General features: G+C 69.3%; 1 protein-coding gene. It reads right to left on the bottom strand.

Features of this window, described 5'->3' with window-relative positions; genetic code table 11:
• On the bottom strand, positions 1-2,702 hold a 2,702-nt coding region (locus tag ACTOWJ_RS29330), incomplete at both ends, for an amino acid adenylation domain-containing protein (RefSeq protein ID WP_441338174.1).

Here is a 2,702-nt window from a genome sequence, read left to right as displayed (position 1 = left end):
GCGTAGTCGATGTACTGGATCGGCAGCGGCGGCAACGGATCGCTTTCGCCGGCCACGTCGGCCGTATACAAGCGACTCAGTTCGGCCAGCATCACCCCGATCGACCAACCGTCGGAGACGATGTGGTGCATCACCACGTACAAGCCGTAGTCCTCATCGTCCGTCTGCACCAGCAGCACCCGCAATGGCAGGTCCGCGCGCAGGTCGAAGGGCTGGGCGTACAGCGCTTCGCCGCGCGCCGCGCGCAACGCCTCGGCATCCGCTTGGCCGCGCAGGTCCTCAAATCGCATCCGCAGCGTCGCGTCCGCGTCGACCTGCTGCATCGGCTGCCCGTCCACCAGCACGAACCGCGTGCGCAGCGACTCATGCCGCGCCACGATCTTTTGCAGCGAACGTTCCAGCGCCGCGATGTCCAACTGGCCGGTCAAACGCAGCGCGCCCGCCGAGTGGTACGCCGCGCTCGCACCGTCGATCTGGCTCAGGAACCACAGGCGCTGCTGCGCCAGCGACAGCGGCATGTGCGACTGCCGTTGCGCCAGCGTAATCGCCGTCAGCTGCGCCGCTTCGCCCGTCGCCAATCGCTGCGCCAGTTGCCACAGCACCGGCGCCTCGAACACCCAGCGCAACGGCAGTTCCACACCCAGCGTCTGCCGCACCCGCGAACTCAACTGCACCGCCAGCAACGAGTGGCCGCCCAGCTCGAAGAAGCCATCACAGCGACCGACCTGTTCGACCTTCAGCAACTGGCTCCACAACTGCGCCAGCGCCTGCTCGATCTCGCCCTGCGGCGCCTGGTAGGCGCGACGCGCGTAGGCCTCGTCATCGGGGGCCGGCAAGGCTTTGCGGTCCAGCTTGCCGTGCGCCGTCAACGGCCACGACGCCATCCGCACGAACGCGGCCGGCACCATGTACTCGGGCAACTGGCTGGCCAGACGGTCGCGCAGCGCGCCGGCTTCCAGGATCTCAGTCGACGCCTCATCGGTCAGGCAGTACGCGACCAGACGCGGCTCGCCGCCGTCCTCGCGCGCCACCACCACCGCCTCGCGCACGCCCGCGCATTCGATCAGCTTCGCCTCGATCTCGCCCAGCTCGATCCGGAATCCGCGGATCTTCACCTGGAAGTCGTTGCGACCCACGAACTCCAGGCTGCCATCGGTCGACCATCGGCCGAGATCGCCGGTGCGGTACATCCGCGCGTCTGCCGCGCCGGAGAACGGATCGGACACATACCGCTCCGCCGTCAACGCCTCACGATTCAGATACCCCGGTGTCACCCCGTCGCCGCCGATCCACAGCTCGCCCGTCACTCCCACCGGTACCGGCTGGCGATGCGCGTCCAGCACATACACCTGCGTGTTCGCGATCGGTCGGCCGATGCTGATCCGGACTTCGTCGGCGCTCAGCGCCGTCGTCGTCGACAGGATCGTCGTCTCGGTCGGGCCGTAGCCGTTCACGTACTCGCCACGGCCCGCCCAGCGCCGCACCAGCTCCGGCGTCGGCGCCGAACCCGCGGTCAACAGCTTCAGGCCCGCCGGCGCCAGCACCGGGTCCATCTGCTGCAGGTAGGCCGGCGGCAACGCCGCGAACCCGATCTGCTGCGCGCTCAGATACGACTGCAGCCGCGGCGGGCTCTGGATCGTCTGCTCATCGAGCAGATGCAGTTCCGCGCCGGTCAGCAGGCCGGCGAAGATCTCGCCGGCCGATGCATCGAAGGTGTACGGCGCGAACTGGGTCATGCGCACGCCCGCGGCCAACAGGCCGGCGTCGCGGCACCAGCAGCAGAAGTTCACCACGTTGCGATGCGACACCTGCACGCCCTTCGGCGTGCCGGTCGTACCGGAGGTGTAGATCACGTACGCCAGTTGCGTTGCGTGCATCTGCGCCACGGCCGGGTCGTGATCGGGCTGCGCCGACAGTTCGTCGGCCAGCGTCTCCAACTTCACGACCGGTATGCCCGATAGGCGCGATGCGTCCGGTGTGTCCGGCAACTGCGCCGTCGCATCCGCGATCAACAACGCCGGCTGCGCATCGTCCAGCAAGAACGCCACCCGCGCCTGCGGCAGGTCCGGCGCCATCGGCACGTACGCCGCGCCCGCCTTCAGCACGCCCAGCACCGTCTCCAGCAACGGCACGCCGCGCGACAGCGACAACGCCACCCGCGCGCCGCGGCCGATGCCCTGCGCACCGAGCCAATGCGCTATCTGATTCGCGCGCCGGTTCAGCGCGGCGTAGCTCACCCGCTGCTCGCCCCACACCAACGCCACCGCGTCCGGCCGCGCCGACGCTTGCGCGGCGAACAACTCGCCTACGCAGGCATCGCGCGGGTAGTCGCTCGCCGTCGCGTTCCACGCGTGCAGCACCTGCGTGCGCTCGTCCGCGCCCAGCAGCGGCAGCCCCGACACCGGCGCCGCTTCGTCCTCCACCATCGCCGACAGCAAGCGCTGCCAGTAATCCGCGTACCGCGCCACTGTCGCCCGATCGAACAGCGCGGTCGCGTAGTTGATTCCGCCTTCGATTCCCTGCGCGCTCTCGCGCAGGCCCAGGGTCAGTTCGAACTGCGCCGTGCGCAGCGCCGTGTCCGTCGGCGTCGCTTCGATGCCCGGCAGCGACAACCGCCCTTCGTCCTGCGTCTGCCACGCCAGCAAGGTCTGGAACACCGGCGTGTGCGAGGGATTGCGCGGCGGCTTGACCGCATCGACCAC

The organism is Lysobacter sp. CA199 (assembly GCF_052078715.1).
GTDB lineage: Bacteria > Pseudomonadota > Gammaproteobacteria > Xanthomonadales > Xanthomonadaceae > Lysobacter.
The sequence above is the reverse complement of the archived record's forward strand: the minus strand, read 5'-3'. Positions and strand labels throughout refer to the sequence as shown.